This is a genomic window from Streptomyces sp. NPDC027663, assembly GCF_055566415.1.
On record NZ_JBVHSK010000001.1, the window covers coordinates 1,063,899 to 1,083,958 of the forward strand.

Below are 20,060 nucleotides of genomic sequence, written 5' to 3' on the forward strand. Positions count from 1 at the left end.
GCGGGCTGCGGCGCCGTTGCCGGGCGCGGGCGCGTCGTGGCCGTTCGCGCAGTTCCCCGCGCCCCTGCGGGGCGCCCCGCACCCAGCCTGCGGGCAGTCGTGCCGCTGGGGCGGCACGGGTGGGCGCAGGCGGCACCCCGCAAGCGCGGGCAAGCGACCCCGCCTCCCCGCCGCATCAGCCCCGCAGTACCAGTGCCTGCCCGGCCACCACGAGCAGCACCTGCTCGCACTCGTCCGCGAACCCCGCGTTCAACCGCCCCAGTTCGTCCCGGTACCGGCGGCCGGACGCCGTCGCGGGCACGATCCCGGACCCTACCTCGTTGGACACCGCCACGACCGTCCGCCGAGCCGACCGCACCGCCTCCGTCAGCTCCCGCACCCGCTCCCGCAGAGCCTTCTCACCGCCGCCCGCCCACTCCGCGTCGTCCCACGCCCCGACCGAGTCCATCACGTCCGTCAGCCACAGCGACAGACAGTCGATCAGCAGCGGCGGCCCCTCCTCACCCAGCAGCGGCACCAGATCCGTCGTCTCCGTCGTACGCCACGACCCCGGCCGCCGCTCCCGGTGCACCGCCACCCGCGCCGCCCACTCGCCGTCCCCGCCGCGTGTACCGCCGGTCGCCACGTACAGCACGTCCGGGAAGGACTCCAGCCGCCGCTCCGCCTCCACCGACTTGCCCGAACGCGCCCCGCCCAGCACCAGCGTCCGGCGCGGCACGTCCGGTACCTCCTCGTACACCCCGACCGTCAGCGACGTACCGTCCGGCACCGCCCGCGCCCCGGCCGCCGCGAGCCGGCGCCGCAACTCGGGGCCGGGCGGCACGTCGTGGTCCAGGTGGACGGCGAGGACGTCCGTCGTGGGGCCGACCGAGCCGACCGCCCGGAGCCGGGCCAGCGCGTCGGGCCGGCCCACGACGTCCGCGAGGACCATGTCGTACGACTCCGCCGTCGCCGCCTCCAGACCGGCCGGCGCCCCGCCGGGCGGCAAATACAGCAGCCGCTGCCCGTCCGGCCCGGTCACCGCGTACCCGGTGCCGCCCGCGTCCATCGCCACGGCCCGCACCCGATGCCCCGTCAGCAGCGCCAACTCCCGGCCGTCCGGCACCCGGCCGGGCTGCGGCAGCCCGGCCGGCACCTCCACCGCGAGACCGTCGTGGGGGTGCGACAGCAGCACTTGCCGCACCCCGCCCAGCGAACGCCCGGCCCGGGCCGCGGCGAACGCCGCACCCGGCGTCAGGTCCAGCAGCAGCGCGCCGTCCACGAGCACCGCGGTCGCGGCCCGCGCGTCCGGCCCGAGCGCGCTCGCACAGGCGGCACAGGAACAGTCGGGGCGAGGCAGCCCCAGCGGGGCACCGGTACCGAGCAGAGTTGCTTCCACGCACCGATTCTCACCCCTCACCACAGCCCTCGCGCCACTGGCGGCCCCGAAGGGGCACCGGTGAGGGGCGCGGCCCTGCCCCGCGGACGCGCAGATGATCCATGGCCTCTAACGGCCGACCCGGCGGAGCGCATACGCTGCCCGGGCAGCTGTCGGATCAAAGGAGGCCCGCATGACGGCATGGACGTGGCAATTCGAGAAGGCCGACGGGACGGAGGTCCAGCCGGCGGTCCTGCCCGAGGAGTTCACCACACAGGGGGACGCCGAGTCCTGGATCGGCGAGCACTGGAAGGAGCTGCGGGAGGGCGGGGCCGACCAGGTGCGGCTGTTCGAGGAGACCGACGAGATCTACGGCCCGATGAGCCTGCACGCCGACGCGTGATCCGGCCCGGGCGGGGGTGAGGAGGGGCTCCCTCCTCACTGCTCGCCCAGCGTCACCTCGACCTTCTTCTCGCTGCCCTCCCGCTCGAAGGTCACCGAGGTTCGCTGCCCGGGCTTGTCCGCCGCCAGCGCCTCGGAGAGCGAGGTGACGGTGGTGATGGGCTCGTCGTCCACCGCGGTGATGATGTCGCCGGCCTGCAGCCCCGCCTTGTCCGCCGCGCCGCCGGCAACGACGCTGACCACCGCCACCCCGGCCGGCTGGTACTGGTCGTCCACCACGGTCCGGGCGGTGATGCCGAGGGCCGCCCGTCCGGAGTCGACGACCCTGCCCTCCTTGATGATCTGGTCGGCGACCGTCCGCACCATGGACGCCGGGATCGCGAACCCGATGCCGGGCGCCGCGCTGCCGCCGAAGCTCGGGTCGGCCGCCGCGAGCGTCGGGATGCCGATCACCCGGCCGTCGAGATCGACCAGGGCGCCCCCGCTGTTGCCGGGGTTGATGTCGGCCGAGGTCTGGAGCATGTTCGCGATCGTCGCGCCCGTACCGCCGCCGTCGTTGCCCTCGCTGACGGTCCGTCCGGTCGCCGAGACGATGCCCTCGGTCACGCTGGACGACAGCCCGAGCGGCGACCCCATGGCCAGCACGATCTTGCCGACCTCGACCTTGTCGGAATCCCCGAACACCCCCGGTCTCAGCCCGGCCGGGATCCGGTCCAGCTTGATCACGGCGAGATCCTGCTCGGGGTAGGTATAGACCAGGCTCGCGGTGAGCGGCTCCTCGTTGTTGGCCGTGGTCACCTGGAAGGTCTTCTCCGTCCCGACCACGTGCGCGTTGGTGACGACGTGTCCCTTGTCGTCGTACACCACCCCGGAGCCGAGGTCGTGGCGCCCCTGGATCTGCACGACCGACGGCAGGACCTCCCTGATGACCTTCTGGTACCGGTTCTCCAGGTCCTCCGCGGTCATCGGCGCGGCCGCCCGGGTGGCCGCCGAGGTGTCCTCCCCGGCCCCGGCGAGACCGGTGCAGCCGCTTGCGAGCGCCGCACAGCACAACAGCGCGACGGAAGCGAGGGCCGTCCGGAAAGCGCGGGCACGGGCACGGGAAGCGTCCATGCCCCGAGTCTCACCGCGCGGTGATCACGCGGCGCGGGCTGTTGCCCCGAACGGCCTCAGCCCCGTACGCCGCACAGGTGGAGCAGCGCCGCCACCCCTCGGTAGGGGTCGGTGCGGCCGGCCCGCTCCTCGACCGCGAGCAGCGTCTCCAGGTCGTCCGGGATCGCCGCGTCGTCCGCCGCCGTGTCCGTGAAGACCCGGACGCCGTACCAGGCGTGCAAGGGGGCCGCGATGCCGTCGAGCGTGGCGGCGAGCGCCGGCAGCCGGTCGGCGCGCACGTCCAGGCCCAGGCGGTTGCGGTAGGCAGTGGTGTCGAAGGCGGCCAGGGCGCCCGCCCAGTCACCGGACAGGCCAGGGCGCAGGGCGAGTGCGTCGCCGTTGCGGACCAGCAGGGAGAGGAGGCCGCCGGGGGCCAGCATCCGGGCCAGGCCCGCCACCAGCGGATCGGGCTCCTCCACGTACATCAGGACGCCGTGGCACAGCACCACGTCGAAGCTGCCCGGCAGGAAGTGCACGCCGGTGTCCCGCGCGTCGCTCTGCACCAGCCGCACCCGCTTGCGGATGCCCTCCGGCTCCCGGGCCAGCGCCTCACGGGCGGCGGTGAGCATCCTCGCGTTCTGCTCGACCCCGGTCACCTGGTGGCCGAGCCGGGCCAGCCGCAGCGCCTGCGTACCCTGGCCCATCCCCGCGTCGAGCACACGCAGTCGCTGCCCGACCGGGAACCGCCCGGCTATCTGCTCGTCCAGCTGCCGGGCCACCAGCTCCTGCCGTACGAGATCACGCAGCCTGCCCAGCCCGTCCAGCCAGGCATGGGCCGCATCCCCGGTGAAGGCGTCTGTGCTCAGGGCCGCTCTCCGCGCTTGACCTGCGGCTTCGGCAGCCGGAGTCGGCGCATCTGCAGGGAGCGCATCAGGGCGTAGGCGACCGCGCCACGCGTGTTCTCGTCCGGGAAGCGCTCCGCGAGCCGCTTCTTCAGACGGAAGCCGCTGACCGCCGAGTCCAGCACGATCAGCACGATCACGACCAGCCACAGCAGCAGCGCCACGCTCTGGATCTCCGGCACCCGCACCACGCTCAGCACGAGAATGACCACGGCGAGCGGCAGGAAGAACTCCGCCACGTTGTACCGCGCGTCCACCCAGCTCCGGGCGAACCGGCGGACCGGACCCCGGTCCCGGGCCGGCAGGTACCGCTCGTCGCCTCCGGCCAGCGCCTGGCGCTGGCGCTCCAGCGCCTGCCGCCGCTCCTCGCGCTGGCGCTTGGCGGCCTCCTTGCGGCTCGTCGGCGTGTTGGCGACGCTGCGGCGCTGGGACTGGGCCTCACTGCGCTTGGGCGTGGGCCTGCCCTTCGGGGCCTGCGGGTCACGGGTCTGCTTGGAGAGGTTCACCGGCGCCTTGTCGGCGGTCGGGGCCTTCTCTTCCTTGGCACGGCTACGGAACACAAAACCCAAGGGTACGGGCTGCGCGGGCATGGACCCCAGTCCGCCGGGGAACGATCCGGCAACACCGGACGTCTTCAGTGGACAGGGAGGGCGTTTTCCGGGGGGCCCGGCCGGGTGCGCGTGACCCGGTGGGATCACCTACTCCTCACGCCGGAGCGGTACGTCCCGCAGTCGTCCTCGGGGATGAGCGCATCACCCCGCGAACAGTGCGGTAATGGAGGCAGGGCCCGTACTGTGGGTCCTGTCGCAGAAGCGGTGAGCCGGAGTCCGTCAGAAGGGGGCGCGCGAAGCCCATGAGCGGTGTCATGAAGCGTATGGGGATGATCTTCCGCGCGAAGGCGAACAAGGCCCTTGACCGGGCCGAGGACCCGCGCGAGACCCTCGACTACTCGTACCAGAAGCAGCTGGAGCTGCTGCAGAAGGTGCGGCGCGGTGTCGCCGACGTGGCGACCAGCCGCAAGCGCCTGGAGCTCCAGCTCAACCAGCTGCAGCAGCAGTCCTCCAAGCTGGAGGACCAGGGCCGCAAGGCGCTCGCGCTCGGCCGCGAGGACCTGGCCCGCGAGGCGCTGTCCCGGCGCGCCGCCCTCCAGCAGCAGGTGACGGACCTCGAGACGCAGCACGCGACCCTGCAGGGCGAGGAGGAGAAGCTCACCCTCGCGGCCCAGCGCCTCCAGGCCAAGGTGGACGCCTTCCGCACGAAGAAGGAGACCATCAAGGCCACCTACACCGCCGCCCAGGCCCAGACCCGCATCGGCGAGGCCTTCTCCGGCATCTCCGAGGAGATGGGCGACGTCGGCCTGGCCATCCAGCGCGCCGAGGACAAGACCGCCCAGCTCCAGGCCCGGGCCGGCGCCATCGACGAACTGCTCGCCTCCGGCGCCCTGGACGACCAGTCCGGCATGCACAAGGACGACATCCAGGCCGAGCTGGACCGGCTCTCCGGTGGTACGGATGTAGAGCTGGAACTGCAGCGCATGAAGGCCGAGCTGGCCGGAGGCTCCCCGCAGCAGGCCATCGAGGGCGGCACCGGCCAGGGGCAGTCCCAGCAGCAGCCGCAGGACACCCCGCGCTTCGACAAGCAGTAGTCCGACGCCGGGGCCCCGAGCCGAGGAGGCCGACGTGATCGTACGGATCATGGGGGAGGGCCAGGTGAGGCTGGACGACGTCCACCTCACCGAACTGAACAAGCTGGACGACGAGCTGCTGGAAGAGATGGAGAGCGGCGACGAGGAGGGCTTCCGCCGCACGCTCGGCGCCCTCCTCGACTCCGTCCGCCGGCTCGGCAACCCCCTGCCGGACGACGCCCTGGAACCCTCGGAGCTGATCCTCCCGTCCCCGGACGCGTCGCTGACCGAGGTCCGGGAGCTGCTCAGCGACGACGGCCTGATCCCGGGCTGACGTCCGCCGCCTGCGTCGGTTCAGGGTGAACCAGGCTGTGCGGGACTTCTGCCACTCCGGTTCCGGGTGGGCGAGGTCCTTCGCCTCGACGCCGTCGCCGTACAGGCCGGCGCCACCGTCGTCAGTGACCTGCGGGCGCGTGGTGGGTCGCTCGCGCAGTTCCCCGCGCCCCTTACGGGGCCGCGGTCCGCCGTCCTCGGTCTGCGGGCGCGTGATGGGCTGCTCGCGCAGTTCCCCGCGCCTCTTACGGGGTACTGTTCGCCGTCCTCGGTCTGCGGGTGCGTGGTGGGTCGCTCGCGCAGTTCCCCGCGCGCCTGGCGGGGCGCGGTCCGCCGTCCTCAGCCTGCGGGCAGTCGTGCCGCTGGGGCGGCACGGGTGGGCGCAGGCGGCACCCCGCCGGCGCGGGCGAGCGTACCCACCCCTCGTCGGCCCCGTCCCGGGCATCTTGCGGTCGGCCCGCACCCGAACCGTACTGTTCACACCGTGAGCACTCTCGAACGCGCCCGGTGCAGGCTCAAGGCCCATCCCCTCGCGCTGGACGCGGCCCTCGCGGCGGGCGTGCTGGCCTGCATGGTCGCCGGCTCCTTCGTCGTGCCAAGGGGCGCACACGGCGTCACCTGGGGCGTCCGCACCCCGGACGTCCTCAGCCTCCTCCTCATGCTGCTCGGCGCCGCGGCCCTCGTCTTCCGCCGACGCAAGCCCAGAACGGTCCTCGCCGTCACCGGCACGGTCTCGCTCGTCGAATGCGTCACCGGCGACCCGCGCGCCCCGGTCGCGATGTCCGCCGTGATCGCCCTGTACACCGTCGCCTCCACCACCGACCGCCCCACCACCTGGCGTCTCGGCCTGCTCACCACGACCGTGCTGACGGCCGCCGCCATGCTCGGCGGCCCCCTGCCCTGGTACGCGCAGGAGAACCTGGCCGTCCTCGCCTGGACCGGCATCGGCGCCACCGCCGGAGACGCCGTGCGCAGCAGGCGCGCGGTCCTGCAGGCAGTCCGGGACCGTGCCGAGCGCGCCGAACGCACCCGTGAGGAGGAGGCCCGCCGCCGGGTCGCCGAGGAGCGACTGCGGATCGCCCGTGATCTGCACGACGTCGTCGCCCACCACATCGCCCTGGTGAACGTGCAGGCCGGCGTCGCCGCCCACGTCATGGACAAGCGCCCCGACCAGGCCAAGGAGGCCCTCGCACACGTCCGCGAGGCCAGCCGCAGCGCGCTCGGCGAACTCCGGGCGACGGTCGGCCTGCTCCGCCAGAGCGGCGACCCCGAGGCCCCCACCGAACCCGCCCCGGGCCTGAGCCGCCTGGAGGAACTGGCCGACACCTTCCGCAGTGCGGGCCTGCCCGTGGCCGTGGCCCGCGCCGACCAGGGCACGGAACTCCCCGCCGCCGTCGACCTGGCCGCCTACCGGATCGTCCAGGAGGCCCTGACGAACGTCCGCAAGCACGCGGGGCCGGGCGCGAAGGCCGAGGTCAGCGTCGTACGGGTGGGAGCGGACATCGAGGTCACGGTCCTGGACGACGGGCCGGGCACGGCCGCGCCCCCGGAGAGCGGCGGCGGGCACGGGCTGCTCGGCATGCGCGAGCGGGTCACCGCCCTCGGCGGCACCCTCACCACCGGGCCCCGGCACGGCGCCGGCTTCCGCGTCCATGCGATCCTGCCGGTCGACAGCCGTACCGAGACCCGCACCGAGACCCGTACGACGGCACCCGGGGAGCCCGTATGACGATCCGTGTCCTGCTCGCCGACGACCAGGCCCTGCTGCGCAGCGCGTTCCGGGTGCTGGTCGACTCCGAGCCCGACATGGAGGTGGTGGGGGAGGCCGCCGACGGGGCGCAGGCGGTCCGGCTGGCCAAGGAGCACGGGCCCGACGTCGTCCTCATGGACATCCGGATGCCCGGCACCGACGGCCTCGCCGCCACCCGGCTGATCAGCGCCGACCCCTCCCTCGAACAGGTCCGGGTGGTCATCCTGACCACCTTCGAGGTGGACGACTACGTCGTCCAGGCCCTGCGCGCCGGTGCCTCCGGCTTTCTCGGCAAGGGCAGCGAGCCCGAGGAGCTGCTGAGCGCCATCCGGGTCGCGGCCGGCGGCGAGGCGCTGCTGTCCCCGGCCGCCACCAAGGGTCTGATCGCCCGCTTCCTGGCCCGGGGCGACGACGGCGACGGCCCCGATCCCGCCCGGTCCGAGCGGCTAGGCACGCTCACCGGCAGGGAGCGGGAGGTCCTCGTCCAGGTCGCGGGCGGCCACTCCAACGACGAGATCGCCGAGCGTCTGGAGGTCAGCCCGCTGACGGTGAAGACGCACGTCAACCGGGCCATGGCCAAGCTGGGCGCCCGGGACCGGGCCCAGCTGGTCGTGATCGCCTACGAGTCCGGGCTGGTACGTCCGAGGATGGAGTGATCTCCACCCGCGTGTACTGCGCGCGGAGTAGGGACCGGATAAGGAACGGGACCTGGGGCCTACGGATCGGCCCTCTGTGATGGCTCAGGGTGGTGAGGTGGGCGCTCATCTGCGCGTCCGCGCCGCCGACTCTTCCCTGCACGGAAGCGGAAGCACTTCTGCCGCTCACAGAAGAGAGACCCTGATCCATGTCCTGGCTGTCGAGATTCAGCCTCGCGCAACGGGCCCTCATCGGGCTCATGTCGATCGTCGCGCTCGTCTTCGGGCTGATCGCGATACCCCAGATCAAGCAGCAACTCCTGCCCACCATCAACCTGCCCATGGTGTCGGTCATCGCGCCGTACCAGGGAGCCGCGCCCGATGTCGTGGAGAAGCAGGTCGTCGAGCCCATCGAGGACAGCCTCCAGGGCGTCGACGGCATCACCGGCGTCACCTCCACGGCGAGCGAGGGCAACGCCGTGATCATGGCGTCCTTCGACTACGACGACGACACCAAGCGGCTCGTCACCGACGTCCAGCAGGCCGTCAACCGGGCCCGCGCCCAGCTGCCGGACGACGTCGACCCGCAGGTCGTCTCCGGCTCCACCGACGACATGCCGACCGTGGTGCTCGCGGTCACCTCCGGCAAGGACCAGCAGGCCCTCGCCGACCAGCTGGACAAGACGGTCGTGCCGGCCCTGAAGGACATCGACGGCGTGGGCCGCGTCCAGGTCACCGGCGTCCGCGACCTCCAGGTCGCCGTCACCCCGGACGACGCGAAGCTCGCCCGGGCCGGCCTCACCTCCGCGGCTCTCGGCCAGGCCCTGCAGGCGGGCGGCGCGACCGTCCCGGCCGGTTCCTTCGACGAGGACGGCGCCAACCGCACCGTCCAGGTCGGCGGCGGTTTCACCTCCCTGAAGCAGATCAAGGACCTCATGGTCACGGGCGAGGGCGCCGACAAGCCCGTACGCCTCGGCGCCGTGGCCGGCGTCAAGGAGCAGCTGGCCCCGGCCGACTCCATCACCCGCACCGACGGCCGGCCCAGCCTGGCCGTCAACGTGACCATGGACCATGACGGCAGCGCGGTCTCCATCTCGAACGCGGTCAAGGACAAGCTGCCCGGCCTGCGCAAGGACCTCGGCGCGGACGCGAAGCTCACGGTGGTCAGCGACCAGGGCCCGGCGGTGTCCAAGTCCATCAAGGGTCTGACCACCGAGGGCGGCCTCGGCCTGCTCTTCGCGGTCCTGGTGATCCTGGTGTTCCTGGCCTCGGTCCGCTCGACCCTGGTCACGGCGGTGTCCATCCCGCTGTCCGTCGTCCTCGCGCTGATCGTGCTGTGGACCCGCGACCTCTCCCTGAACATGCTCACGCTCGGCGCGCTGACCATCGCCATCGGCCGGGTCGTCGACGACTCGATCGTGGTCCTGGAGAACATCAAGCGGCACCTCGGCTACGGCGAGGAGCGCAAGGAGGCCATCCTCACCGCGGTGCGCGAGGTGGCCGGCGCGGTCACCTCCTCCACCCTCACCACGGTCGCCGTGTTCCTGCCGATCGGCCTGGTCGGCGGCATGGTGGGCGCCCTGTTCGGCTCGTTCAGCATCACCGTGACGGCGGCCCTGCTGGCCTCGCTGCTGGTGTCGCTGACGGTCGTGCCGGTCCTGTCGTACTGGTTCCTGCGCGCACCCAAGGGCACCCCCGAGGACGCGGCGGAGGCCCGCCGCAGGGCCGAGGAGAAGGAAGCGAACAGCCGCCTCCAGCGCTTCTACGTGCCGGTCCTGCGCTTCGCCACCCGCCGCCGCCTCACCAGCGTGCTGATCGCGGTGGTCGTCCTGGTGCTCACGTTCGGCATGTCCGGACTGCTGAAGACCAACTTCTTCGACCAGGGCGAGCAGGAAGTCCTCACGGTCAAGCAGGAGCTGAAGCCCGGCACGAGCCTCGCGGCCACGGACGCGCAGGCGAAGCGGGTGGAGAAGCTCCTCGCCTCCGTCGACGGCGTCAAGGACTACCAGGTCACCGTCGGCTCGTCCGGCTTCATGGCGGCCTTCGGCGGCGGCACCGACACCAACCAGGCCTCCTACCAGGTGATGCTGAAGGACTCGGCGTCGTACGAGGACGTGCAGGACCGGATCGACGACGGGCTGAAGAAGCTCGACGGCATCGGCACGACCACCGTGTCCGCCGGTGACGGCTTCGGCAACCAGGACCTCAGCGTCGTGGTGAAGGCCTCCGACCCGCAGGTGCTGCGGACGGCGGCCGACCAGGTCCGCTCCACGGTCGCCGGCCTCGACCACGTCACGGACGTCACCAGCGACCTGGCGCAGAGCGTCCCGCGGATCTCGGTGAAGGCGAACTCCAAGGCGGCCGCGGCCGGGTTCGACGACCAGAAGCTGGGCGCGGCGGTCGCCCAGGCGGTACGCGGTACGACGGCTGCCAAGGCGGTCCTCGACGACACCGAGCGCGACGTCGTCGTGAAGTCGGCCGAGCCCGCGACCACCCTGGCCCAGCTGAAGAAACTGCGCCTCGGCCCGGTCCAGCTCGGTGACGTCGCCAGGGTCGAGCTGGTGGACGGCCCGGTGTCGATGACCCGGATCGACGGTCGGCGCGCGGCCACGATCACGGCCAAGCCGACGGGTGACAACACGGGCGCGATCAGCACCAAGCTCCAGTCGAAGATCAAGGCCCTGAAGCTCCCCGCGGGAGCCACGGCCGAGATCGGCGGCGTCTCCTCCGACCAGGACGACGCGTTCAAGAACCTGGGTCTGGCCATGCTGGCGGCCATCGCGATCGTCTTCATGCTGCTGGTCGCGACCTTCCGGTCGCTGGCCCAGCCGCTGATCCTGCTGGTCTCCATCCCGTTCGCGGCCACCGGCGCGATCGGTCTGCTGGTCGCCACCGGCACCCCGATGGGGGTGCCCGCGATGATCGGCATGCTGATGCTGATCGGCATCGTGGTCACCAACGCGATCGTGCTGATCGACCTGATCAACCAGTACCGCGGTCAGGGCTACGGCGTCGTGGAAGCCGTCGTCGAGGGCGGCCGCCACCGCCTGCGCCCGATCCTGATGACGGCGCTGGCGACCATCTTCGCCCTGCTGCCCATGGCACTCGGGGTCACCGGCGAGGGCGGCTTCATCGCCCAGCCGCTGGCGGTGGTCGTCATCGGCGGTCTGGTCACCTCCACCCTGCTGACCCTGCTCCTCGTCCCGACGCTCTACGCCATGCTGGAGCTGCGCAAGGAGCGCCGGGCGAAGAAGCGGGCGGCGAAGAAGCAGCCGAAGGCGGAGAAGGCGCCGGAGCCGGCCGGTGTCTGACGGCCGGAGAAGCTGACGGCATGAGAAGGGGCCGGGTCTCGTCCGAGACCCGGCCCTTTCGCGCGGGCTACGGCAGCGCGAGCATCCGCTCCAGCGCCAGCTTGGCGAAGGCCTCGGTCTCCTTGTCGACCTCGATGCGGTTGACCAGGTTGCCCTCGGCCAGGGACTCCAGGGCCCAGACCAGGTGGGGCAGGTCGATGCGGTTCATGGTCGAGCAGAAGCAGACCGTCTTGTCGAGGAAGACGATCTCCTTGCCTTCGGGAGCGAAACGGTTCGCCAGGCGACGGACCAGGTTCAGCTCCGTGCCGATGGCCCACTTGGAGCCGGCCGGGGCGGCCTCCAGGGCCTTGATGATGTACTCGGTCGAGCCGACGTAGTCCGCCGCGGCCACGACCTCGTGCTTGCACTCGGGGTGCACCAGGACGTTCACCCCGGGGATGCGCTCACGGACGTCGTTGACCGAGTCCAGGCTGAAGCGGCCGTGGACCGAGCAGTGGCCGCGCCAAAGGATCATCTTCGCGGCCCGCAGCTCCTCGGCGGTCAGCCCGCCGTTCGGCTTGTGCGGGTTGTAGACCACGCAGTCGTCCAGGGACATCCCCATGTCGCGGACGGCGGTGTTGCGGCCCAGGTGCTGGTCCGGCAGGAACAGGACCTTCTCGCCCTGCTCGAACGCCCAGTCGAGGGCGCGCTTGGCGTTGGACGAGGTGCAGATGGTGCCGCCGTGCTTGCCGGTGAACGCCTTGATGTCGGCTGAGGAGTTCATGTACGACACGGGGACCACCTGCTCGGCGACGCCCGCCTCGGTCAGCACGTCCCAGCACTCCGCGACCTGCTCGGCCGTGGCCATGTCGGCCATGGAGCAGCCGGCGGCCAGGTCCGGCAGGACGACCTTCTGGTCGCCGGAGGTGAGGATGTCCGCCGACTCGGCCATGAAGTGCACACCGCAGAAGACGATGTACTCGGCCTCCGGGCGCGCGGCCGCGTCCCGGGCCAGCTTGAAGGAGTCGCCCGTGACGTCGGCGAACTGGATGACCTCGTCGCGCTGGTAGTGGTGGCCGAGCACGAAGACCTTGTCGCCGAGCTTCTCCTTGGCGGCGCGGGCGCGCTGGACCAGGTCGGGGTCGGACGGCGAGGGCAGGTCGCCGGGGCACTCGACGCCCCGCTCGCTCTTCGGGTCGGCCTCACGGCCGAGCAGCAACAGGGCGAGCGGAGTCGGCTGTACGTCGAGTTCCGGGGTCTGGGCGGTGGTCACGACACACACCCTTTCTACTTTTCGTCTAACTGACGCTATCTATCATAACTGCTTCACGTCACTTTGACGATGGCCATAGCGTCTATGTGACGTGAATCCCGCCGAAGTCCCCCGGTGGGCGCTGTCCGCCCCTGCGGGCATGTGCGAGCATGAAGAAGGAACCGAAAACGCGACCACGCGAATGCCCGGCCCGGAATGAATCCGCGGAAGCGCCGGTTGCACTCGTCGGCAAGCAGTCTCCGTACAACCCGGGAGAGATGTAGATGTCCGTATCGGACGAGACCAGCACCGTCACCGACGGCATCATCCTCAGTGAGGCCGCCGCGGCCAAGGTGAAGGCCCTGCTCGACCAGGAAGGCCGCGACGACCTGGCGCTGCGCGTCGCCGTTCAGCCCGGCGGCTGCTCCGGCCTGCGTTACCAGCTCTTCTTCGACGAGCGCTCGCTCGACGGCGACGTCGTCAAGGACTTCGGCGGCGTCAAGGTCGTCACCGACCGCATGAGCGCTCCGTACCTGGGCGGCGCTTCCATCGACTTCGTCGACACGATCGAGAAGCAGGGCTTCACGATCGACAACCCGAACGCGACCGGCTCCTGCGCCTGCGGCGACTCCTTCAGCTGAGCCGCGCAGAACCAACGGTGTGAAAAAGGCGGCGGCCCCCTTCACGGGGCCGCCGCCTTCGCCGTCCGCAAGAGCCGCGAGCAGCGGCACGGAGCCGGGGGAGCCGGAGGGACGCGGTGACGGGTCAGCGCGGCTGCGCCGACGAGTCCGGCTTCAGCGAGCCCGGCTTCGCCTTCCGGATCTCCTTGCCGTCGGTCCCGACCACCGTCCGCCCGTCCAGCGGCGCATCCAGCCGCACGGTCTTCACGTACTCCTGCGCGATCAGCACGCACACCTTGCCCGGCCAGGGAGTCTCCGTGACCCGCACGGTCACCCGGCCGTCGGTCTCCTGCGCCGACGTCCTGTAGTCCGCGCAGACCCCGCCGTAGAAGCTCACCAGGAGCTTCGTGCCGTCGACCGTGTACGCGTTCACCTGCACGCTGCGGCTCTTCCGCGGCGCCCCGGGCGTCTCCGGCTTCGCGGACGAGGACGCGGACGAGGGCGAGGGTGAAGCCGGCGGCAAGGACGGAGACGACGGCGCGGACGCCGACGCCAGGTACTCCGGGTCGATCGCCGGATACGTCACCGTGAAGCCGTCGCCCGCCGTGGACCCCCGCGCCTGGAACAGCCACGACGGCACCAGCGTCTGCCGGCCGCCGACGGACTGCGCGGCCAGCCCGAACACCGCCTTCTCCACGGTGACCGTGTTCCCGCCCTGCCCGGGCACCCCGGTGGACGCCCCGCACGGCTGCTCCAGCCGGTCCTTCAGCGGCACCGGGCTGGCACAGCCGCCGATCCCCATCCGGTGGTCCCGCTTCGCCGCCCCGTTCATCAGCTCCAGCGTCTTCTCCGCGCCCACCACGGGATACGTGTCGCCCTTCACCGGCGTCGCCAGCAGCCCGTGGCCGCCGACCAGCTCACCCTTCCGGCCGACGGTCAGCCCGGTCGTCCAGCCGTACGTGGGCAACCCGCCGATCACCGGGTCGGCGTTGACCACCCGCTGGGCGCCCATGACCTGGCTCGCGTCGATCTTCGCGTCGTCCAGCCCCGCCGCCTTCAGCACAGGTGCCGCCGCCTTCCGCGCCGCCGCCACGCTCACCGGGTCGCCGGCCGGAGCACCCGGGTCCTGCGCGCAGACGGTCACCTTCCGGCAGTCGTCGGTGCCGGGCGCGTACCGGCTGAAGGTCCAGCTGCCCGGCGCGTCGCGGCTCACCTGCAGGCTCGGCCCGGTGCCGTCCTGCCCGCCGACCCGCCAGTTCCGCCCCTCGGCCACCGGCGCCCCCGTCACACCGAGCGCCTTCGCCAGCCGCGCCACCTGCTCCCGGCCGACCACGGCGCCCGGCTCGTACACCGGCGCCGAGCCGGGCCCGTCCGGCAGCTCGCCCCGCGCCACGTACCGGGCGCCGTACGGGTCCGGCTCGCCGGGCGCGACACCGCCGGTGCCGTCGGTCGCCCAGCCGTCCAGGGTGAGCGGCGGGGGAGTGGCGCCACCGCCGGACGCGGCCGGGCCGCCGTCCGTACGGCCACCGGTGGCGTGGGTCGCGGCGAAGTACGCGCCGCCACCGCCGACCAGCAGCACGGCCGCGGCGGCGACGGCCGCGACGACAGGGGACGACCTCCGCCGCCCGTCCGGGCCGTCCGGATCCTGATCGCCGCCGCCGTCGCGGGCCACCGCCGTCCCGGCCGCACCTTCCCCGGAGTCCCCGGCCGCACCTTCCCCGGAGTCCCTGGCCGCACGGTCCGTAGCCGACGCCTCCTCGGAGCTCCCGGTCGCACGGTCCGCTGCCGGCGCCCCGTCGGGGCCCTCGGGCGTACGGTCCGTAGCCGATGCCCCCTCGGAGTCCCCGGGCGCACGGTCCGCCGTCGACGCCACCTCGGAGTCCTCGGGCGTTCGGTTCTCGGCCGCATGTTCCTCGGATGCCTTCGGAACCTCCGCGTTCCCGGAGTTCTCAGGCCGCTCGGTGTTCACCGCATCGCTCCTCGTGGGTCGTGTCCCGCATCCCCTGCGCGGGGGACGGCGATGGGACGCGGGAGAGGAGCGTACGGTTCCCTGCGGGGCGCCCGCAGCTCATGTCCCGCAGGACACGCCCGGGAGGTCACGCGCCGCAGCTCACGTCCCGCAGCTCATGCCCCGCAGGACACGCGCCGCAGGTCCCCCGCAGCTCATGCCCCGCAGGTCACGCCACCGTGGGTCAGTCGCCGTAGTCCGACATCGCGTCCAGCAGCCGGGCGGACCGCGCCGGCACCTTCACCCCGTGGATGAGGGACGGCGGCACGGGCCGGGGCTCGGCGTGCTGCGGGACCGCCCAGTGGGGGACCATCCGGACGCAGTCGCTGCGCAGCGCGGCAAGATCGCCGTCGAAGTCGGCCGGGACGGAGGAAGAGCCCTTGAGGTTCGCCATGACCGAACCGTAGGCACGGCAGAGGCCGCGAAGAAAGATCTACTATCGGGTAGTTTTGCCTGCTTCAGCGGCGGCCTCCCGACCGGGTAGCGTGGACTGTCAACTCAGCCTCCCCGCAGGAGAATCTCCGTCGTGCGCATCGCAGTCACCGGCTCCATCGCCACCGACCACCTCATGACCTTCCCCGGCCGCTTCGCCGACCAGTTCGTAGCGGACCAACTGCACACGGTTTCGCTCTCCTTCCTGGTCGACAATCTCGACGTGCGCCGGGGCGGCGTCGGCGCGAACATCGCCTTCGGCATGGGCCAGCTCGGCACCGGTCCGGTCCTCGTCGGGGCCGCGGGCTTCGACTTCGACGACTACCGGGCCTGGCTCGACCGGCACGGAGTGGACACCGAGTCGGTCCGCATCTCCGAGACCCTGCACACCGCCCGCTTCGTGTGCACGACCGACGCCGTCCACAACCAGATCGGCTCCTTCTACACCGGCGCCATGAGCGAGGCCCGCCTCATCGAGCTGAAGACCGTCGCCGACCGCGTGGGCGGCCTCGACCTGGTCCTCATCGGCGCCGACGACCCCGAGGCGATGCTCCGCCACACCGAGGAGTGCCGCACCCGGAACATCCCGTTCGCCGCCGACTTCTCCCAGCAGATCGCCCGCATGGAGGGCGACGAGATCCGCATCCTGCTGGACGGCGCGACCTACCTCTTCTCCAACGAGTACGAGAAGGGCCTCATCGAGTCGAAGACCGGCTGGAGCGACGCCGAGATCCTGTCCCGGGTCGGCCATCGCGTCACCACGCTCGGCGCACGGGGCGTACGCATCGAGCGGCAGGGCGAGGACCCGATCGAGGTCGGCTGCCCGGAGGAGGACCGCAAGGCCGACCCCACGGGTGTCGGCGACGCCTTCCGCGCCGGGTTCCTGTCGGGGCTGGCCTGGGGCGTCTCGCTGGAGCGCGCCGCCCAGGTGGGCTGCATGCTGGCGACCCTGGTCATCGAGACCGTGGGGACGCAGGAGTACCAGCTGCGCCGGGGTCACTTCATGGAGCGGTTCACCAAGGCGTACGGGGAGTCGGCGGCGGAAGAGGTGCAGGCCCACCTGCGCTGAGGTCGCTCTCCGGTGCGGGTGCGTGGGGGCTGGTCGCGCAGTTCCCCGCGCCCCTGCCCGGCGGCTGTGCCCCGGGCGTCCGTGGGCGCGGTCTCGGGCTCGGTCAGCTCAGTCGGCGTACGACGTACGCCGTACCCCGTTCCGCCGGTTCCTCCCCTACGTACTCCTGGCCCCGCATCTCGCACCACGCCGGGATGTCCAGGCGGGCCGCCTCGTCGTCGGAGAGGACCCGGACGGTCCCGCCCACCGGCACGTCCCCGAACACCTTGGCCAGCTCGATGACCGGGATCGGGCACCGCTTGCCGAGGGAGTCGACGACCAGTTCCGCGGCGCGGACGGCTGTCGTGGGAGCCGGGGCGCCCAGCTTCTCCCGTACGCCGGTCACCGCGCCCGGCAGCACCTCCAGGAACCGCTCCACGTCCGCCTCGGCGGTGCCGGGCGGCAGGGAGACCCGTACGTTGCCCTCGCTCAGCACCCCCATCGCCTTCAGCACATGGCTCGGCGTCAGCGTGCTGCTCGTGCAGGAGGAGCCGGAGGAGACCGAGAAGCCCGCCCGGTCCAGCTCGTGCAGCAGCGCCTCGCCGTCGGCGTAGAGACAGGAGAACGTGACGATCCCGGGCAGCCGGTGCTCGGCGTCGCCGACCACCTCCACGTCCGGCACCAGCTCCGGCACCCGTGTCCGGATCCGCTCCGTCAGGTCCCGCAGCCGTGCCGCCTCCTGGGCCGCCCCGGCCCGTACCGCGCGCAGCGAGGCCACGGCCGCCACGATCGCCGGGATGTTCTCGAACCCGGGCGCCCGGCCCGACTCCCGCTCGTCCACCGGTCCTTGGGCGGCGAACCGCACGCCCTTGCGGACGACGAGCAGTCCTACCCCGGACGGCCCGCCCCACTTGTGCGCACTGGCCGCCAGCAGCGACCAGCCGCCCGCCACCGGCCCCCACCCCAGTGACTGCGCCGCGTCCACCAGCAACGGCACCCCGGCCGCCCGGCACACCTCGGCCACCTCGGCCACCGGCTGGGCGGTGCCCACCTCGTGGTTGGCCGACTGGAGGCAGGCGAGCGCGGTGTCGGGGCGCAGCGCGGCCGCGTACACCGACGGATCGACGGTGCCGGCCCGGTTCACGGGCACCTGGCTGACCGTCCCGCCCTCGGCCTCGAACACCTCCGCCGAATGGAGTACGGAGGAGTGTTCGACCGCCGACACGATCAGGTGGCGTCCGACCCGCCGCCGCCCGGCCAACGCCCCCGCGATCCCGCTGTGCACGGCCCGCGTCCCCGACGAGGTGAACACCACCTCGTCGGCCCGGCAGCCCACCGCCTCGGCAGCCGCCTCCCGGGCGGCGTCCAGCAGCATCCTGGCCTTGCGCCCCTCCCGGTACAGGCGCGCAGGATCGGCCCACCCGTCCTCCAGGGAGGCCAACAGCGCCTGCTGGGCAACAGGGTGGAGAGGGGCGGCGGAGGCAGCGTCGAAGTAGGACACAGAACAACGGTAGAACCTGATGAGGGGCAGCCGGCCACAGGGGCGCGGGGAACCGCGGGGAGAACCACAACCGGCCTGCACGCGCAATGCAAACCGCGACAACCCGAGCTAATAAGCGCCCAATCCCACCCCGTCGGAGTGAGACGCGGCGCGTATGCCCCCCTCCCCGCGAAGCCCCGAAGAGCGTCGGCTAGGGTTTGGTCCGCATAAACATCCAAACCCCTGCCCGACGCAGGGCGGCGACCGACCAGCGAGAAGGCCGCAGCCAACCGCGCGGGCGAGACTCTCGGGAAGGCGCTACGTGAGTCCCAACGGCTCCGACCGCTCGCCGCGGCGCCCGATGCGGCGGAAGCTGCTGCAGGCAATGACCGCGGGCCTGGTCTTGGCGACAGCCACCGGTTGCTCGTACAACTGGGAAGACTTCCCCCGCCTTGGTATGCCCACCCCGACCACGGAAGAGGCTCCGCGGATCCTCTCCCTGTGGCAGGGTTCCTGGGCGGCTGCGCTCGCCGTCGGCGTGCTGGTGTGGGGCCTGATCCTGTGGAGTGCTTTCTTCCACCGGCGCAGCCGCACCAAGGTCGAGGTACCTCCGCAGACCCGGTACAACATGCCGATCGAGGCCCTGTACACGGTGGTCCCGATCATCATCATCTCGGTGCTCTTCTACTTCACGGCCCGGGACGAGTCGAAGCTGCTCAGCCTCACTGACAAGAAGCCGGACGTCACGGTCAACGTGGTCGGCTTCCAGTGGAGCTGGGGCTTCAACTACATCGAGGACGTGCCTGGTTCCACCGGCGACGCCAAGACCGACAAGAACCTGGACGCGATTCCGAACCGGTTCAAGGACGCGTTCCCGGCGAACGCCGGTGGCGTCTACGACGTCGGTACGCCCGGCACGCGGAACCCGCAGACGGACAACCCTGGTCCGACGCTCTGGCTCCCCAAGGGCAAGACGGTCCGCTTCGTCCTCACCTCGCGTGACGTCATCCACTCCTTCTGGGTGGTGCCGTTCCTCATGAAGCAGGACGTCATCCCGGGCCGCACCAACGCCTTCCAGGTGACTCCCAACAAGGAGGGCACCTTCCTCGGCAAGTGCGCCGAGCTCTGCGGCGTCGACCACTCGCGGATGCTGTTCAACGTGAAGGTCGTCTCCCCCGAGCGCTACGAGCAGCACCTCAAGGAGCTCGCGCGGAAGGGGCAGACCGGTTACATTCCAGCCGGCATCGCGCAGACGAGCCACGAGAAGAACCAGAGGACGAACATCCTGTGAGCATCCTCAACGAACCCCAGGGTGCCGCGGCAGCTGAAGACTCGTACGAGAACGAGCTGCCGGTCCGGCGCAAGCAGCCCGGCAATGTCGTGGTGAAGTGGCTGACGACCACCGACCACAAGACGATCGGCACGCTCTATCTGGTCACCTCGTTCGCGTTCTTCCTGATCGGTGGCGTGATGGCGCTGCTGATGCGCGCCGAGCTGGCCCGGCCGGGTCTGCAGATCATGTCGAACGAGCAGTTCAACCAGGCGTTCACGATGCACGGCACGATCATGCTGCTGATGTTCGCGACGCCGCTGTTCGCCGGCTTCACGAACTGGATCATGCCGCTGCAGATCGGCGCGCCCGACGTGGCGTTCCCGCGGCTGAACATGTTCGCCTACTGGCTGTACCTGTTCGGCTCCACCATCGCGGTGGGCGGCTTCCTCACCCCGCAGGGTGCGGCCGACTTCGGCTGGTTCGCCTACTCCCCGCTGTCCGACGCGGTCCGCTCGCCGGGCATCGGCGCCGACCTGTGGATCATGGGTCTGGCCTTCTCCGG

18 protein-coding genes are annotated in these 20,060 nt (G+C 71.7%); 10 read left to right on the plus strand and 8 right to left on the minus strand.

What is annotated here, in order from left to right:
* Positions 1-175 precede the first annotated feature (175 nt).
* A complete protein-coding gene (locus ACZ4SF_RS04785; RefSeq protein WP_468378197.1) occupies positions 176-1,378 on the minus strand; it encodes a bifunctional adenosylcobinamide kinase/adenosylcobinamide-phosphate guanylyltransferase in 1,203 nt (400 codons plus the stop codon).
* 172 nt (positions 1,379-1,550) lie between these two features.
* On the opposite strand from ACZ4SF_RS04785, the gene ACZ4SF_RS04790 reads away from it, so the two are divergent.
* Positions 1,551-1,760, plus strand: a complete 210-nt coding sequence (locus ACZ4SF_RS04790) for a hypothetical protein (protein WP_468378199.1) — start codon at positions 1,551-1,553, stop codon at positions 1,758-1,760.
* Between the two features lie 35 nt (positions 1,761-1,795).
* Here ACZ4SF_RS04790 and ACZ4SF_RS04795 read toward each other — a convergent pair whose 3' ends face one another.
* From ACZ4SF_RS04795 to ACZ4SF_RS04805, 3 genes are all read right to left on the minus strand, one after another.
* Positions 1,796-2,872, minus strand: a complete 1,077-nt coding sequence (locus ACZ4SF_RS04795; RefSeq protein ID WP_468378202.1) for a S1C family serine protease — start codon at positions 2,870-2,872, stop codon at positions 1,796-1,798.
* Positions 2,873-2,928: 56 nt separating this feature from the next.
* Positions 2,929-3,630: a class I SAM-dependent methyltransferase gene (locus tag ACZ4SF_RS04800; protein ID WP_468378204.1), complete on the minus strand. Its 702-nt coding sequence runs from the start codon at positions 3,628-3,630 to the stop codon at positions 2,929-2,931.
* An 83-nt stretch (positions 3,631-3,713) separates the two neighbouring features.
* Positions 3,714-4,343, minus strand: a complete 630-nt coding sequence (locus tag ACZ4SF_RS04805) for a DUF3043 domain-containing protein (protein WP_468378207.1) — start codon at positions 4,341-4,343, stop codon at positions 3,714-3,716.
* A 275-nt stretch (positions 4,344-4,618) separates the two neighbouring features.
* Between ACZ4SF_RS04805 and ACZ4SF_RS04810 the strand changes: the two genes are divergently transcribed.
* From ACZ4SF_RS04810 to ACZ4SF_RS04830, 5 genes are all read left to right on the plus strand, one after another.
* Positions 4,619-5,398 carry a PspA/IM30 family protein gene (locus ACZ4SF_RS04810; RefSeq protein ID WP_078611732.1) on the plus strand — a complete coding sequence of 260 codons (780 nt, stop codon included), beginning with the start codon at positions 4,619-4,621 and terminating at the stop codon, positions 5,396-5,398.
* A 34-nt stretch (positions 5,399-5,432) separates the two neighbouring features.
* A complete protein-coding gene (pspAA, locus tag ACZ4SF_RS04815) occupies positions 5,433-5,711 on the plus strand; it encodes a PspA-associated protein PspAA (protein WP_468378210.1) in 279 nt (92 codons plus the stop codon).
* Positions 5,712-6,194: 483 nt separating this feature from the next.
* Positions 6,195-7,439 carry a sensor histidine kinase gene (locus ACZ4SF_RS04820; protein WP_468378212.1) on the plus strand — a complete coding sequence of 415 codons (1,245 nt, stop codon included), beginning with the start codon at positions 6,195-6,197 and terminating at the stop codon, positions 7,437-7,439.
* The gene (locus ACZ4SF_RS04825; protein ID WP_468378215.1) at positions 7,436-8,116 is read left to right on the plus strand and encodes a response regulator; all 681 of its coding nucleotides are present in this window, start codon (positions 7,436-7,438) and stop codon (positions 8,114-8,116) included. The genes ACZ4SF_RS04820 and ACZ4SF_RS04825 overlap by 4 nt, the downstream gene beginning before the upstream one ends.
* Positions 8,117-8,304: 188 nt before the next feature.
* Positions 8,305-11,406: an efflux RND transporter permease subunit gene (locus ACZ4SF_RS04830; RefSeq protein ID WP_468378217.1), complete on the plus strand. Its 3,102-nt coding sequence runs from the start codon at positions 8,305-8,307 to the stop codon at positions 11,404-11,406.
* A 67-nt stretch (positions 11,407-11,473) separates the two neighbouring features.
* Here ACZ4SF_RS04830 and nadA read toward each other — a convergent pair whose 3' ends face one another.
* Complete coding sequence (gene nadA / locus ACZ4SF_RS04835; protein WP_468378219.1) at positions 11,474-12,658, minus strand: quinolinate synthase NadA; 1,185 nt, start codon at positions 12,656-12,658, stop codon at positions 11,474-11,476.
* A 263-nt stretch (positions 12,659-12,921) separates the two neighbouring features.
* Here nadA and ACZ4SF_RS04840 point away from each other — a divergent pair, with 263 nt between their 5' ends.
* Positions 12,922-13,278: an iron-sulfur cluster assembly accessory protein gene (locus tag ACZ4SF_RS04840; RefSeq protein ID WP_468378222.1), complete on the plus strand. Its 357-nt coding sequence runs from the start codon at positions 12,922-12,924 to the stop codon at positions 13,276-13,278.
* 124 nt (positions 13,279-13,402) lie between these two features.
* Here ACZ4SF_RS04840 and ACZ4SF_RS04845 read toward each other — a convergent pair whose 3' ends face one another.
* The gene (locus ACZ4SF_RS04845) at positions 13,403-14,929 is read right to left on the minus strand and encodes a hypothetical protein (protein ID WP_468378224.1); all 1,527 of its coding nucleotides are present in this window, start codon (positions 14,927-14,929) and stop codon (positions 13,403-13,405) included.
* Positions 14,930-15,449: 520 nt separating this feature from the next.
* Positions 15,450-15,659 carry a hypothetical protein gene (locus ACZ4SF_RS04850; RefSeq protein WP_468378226.1) on the minus strand — a complete coding sequence of 70 codons (210 nt, stop codon included), beginning with the start codon at positions 15,657-15,659 and terminating at the stop codon, positions 15,450-15,452.
* A gap of 132 nt (positions 15,660-15,791) precedes the next feature.
* Here ACZ4SF_RS04850 and ACZ4SF_RS04855 point away from each other — a divergent pair, with 132 nt between their 5' ends.
* Positions 15,792-16,766 carry a carbohydrate kinase family protein gene (locus ACZ4SF_RS04855; protein ID WP_468378228.1) on the plus strand — a complete coding sequence of 325 codons (975 nt, stop codon included), beginning with the start codon at positions 15,792-15,794 and terminating at the stop codon, positions 16,764-16,766.
* Positions 16,767-16,869: 103 nt separating this feature from the next.
* On the opposite strand, the gene ACZ4SF_RS04860 is transcribed toward ACZ4SF_RS04855, so the two are convergent.
* Entirely contained in the window at positions 16,870-18,246 is a 1,377-nt protein-coding gene (locus ACZ4SF_RS04860) for an aminotransferase class V-fold PLP-dependent enzyme (RefSeq protein ID WP_468378231.1), read from the minus strand.
* Between the two features lie 301 nt (positions 18,247-18,547).
* Between ACZ4SF_RS04860 and ctaC the strand changes: the two genes are divergently transcribed.
* Together ctaC and ACZ4SF_RS04870 are read left to right on the plus strand one after the other, a co-directional pair.
* On the plus strand, positions 18,548-19,516 hold the full coding sequence (ctaC, locus tag ACZ4SF_RS04865) for an aa3-type cytochrome oxidase subunit II (RefSeq protein ID WP_468378233.1): 969 nt from the start codon (positions 18,548-18,550) through the stop codon (positions 19,514-19,516).
* Positions 19,513-20,060 (plus strand): cbb3-type cytochrome c oxidase subunit I (locus tag ACZ4SF_RS04870; RefSeq protein WP_468378235.1); only part of this gene is annotated, 548 nt, incomplete at its 3' end. The genes ctaC and ACZ4SF_RS04870, both read left to right, overlap by 4 nt.

Bases quoted from the DNA above. Each gene is read 5' to 3' on its own strand.
- ACZ4SF_RS04850 (WP_468378226.1), bottom strand. From the start codon at position 15,659: ATGGCGAACCTCAAGGGCTCTTCCTCCGTCCCGGCCGACTTCGACGGC.
- ACZ4SF_RS04795 (WP_468378202.1), bottom strand. From the start codon at position 2,872: ATGGACGCTTCCCGTGCCCGTGCCCGCGCTTTCCGGACGGCCCTCGCT.
- ACZ4SF_RS04790 (WP_468378199.1), top strand. From the start codon at position 1,551: ATGACGGCATGGACGTGGCAATTCGAGAAGGCCGACGGGACGGAGGTC.
- ACZ4SF_RS04810 (WP_078611732.1), top strand. From the start codon at position 4,619: ATGAAGCGTATGGGGATGATCTTCCGCGCGAAGGCGAACAAGGCCCTT.
- ACZ4SF_RS04840 (WP_468378222.1), top strand. From the start codon at position 12,922: ATGTCCGTATCGGACGAGACCAGCACCGTCACCGACGGCATCATCCTC.
- ACZ4SF_RS04830 (WP_468378217.1), top strand. From the start codon at position 8,305: ATGTCCTGGCTGTCGAGATTCAGCCTCGCGCAACGGGCCCTCATCGGG.
- ACZ4SF_RS04825 (WP_468378215.1), top strand. From the start codon at position 7,436: ATGACGATCCGTGTCCTGCTCGCCGACGACCAGGCCCTGCTGCGCAGC.
- ACZ4SF_RS04805 (WP_468378207.1), bottom strand. From the start codon at position 4,343: ATGCCCGCGCAGCCCGTACCCTTGGGTTTTGTGTTCCGTAGCCGTGCC.